1 protein-coding gene is annotated in these 245 nt (G+C 71.4%); it reads right to left on the reverse strand.

Going from position 1 to position 245, the window contains the following annotated elements; genetic code table 11:
- The coding region (locus SB847_RS21965) for a hypothetical protein (protein WP_410578848.1) at positions 1-245 on the reverse strand (245 nt) is incomplete at both ends.

Here is a 245-nt window from a genome sequence, read left to right on the forward strand (position 1 = left end):
GCATCCTCGGCGCCATCCGGGTAGAAGGCATCGCGACTGACCTTGCGGTCGGGCGCCTGCACCAGCTTGGTCAGGAAATCGCGCTCGCCCGTGGTCAGCCCCAGCTTGCGGCCCGCCGGGCTGATCAGCGTCCACCCCTTGTTGGCCAACCGCCAGGTGCCATGCGGCCTGTCCTCGGGCAGCGACGGTTCGGCCGCGGCCTCTGATCCGTCCAGCCCGACCGCGCGCCGCACCAGCGCTTGCAG

This window comes from Bacillus sp. SIMBA_026 (assembly GCF_046535335.1).
Lineage (GTDB): Bacteria > Bacillota > Bacilli > Bacillales > Bacillaceae > Bacillus > Bacillus velezensis.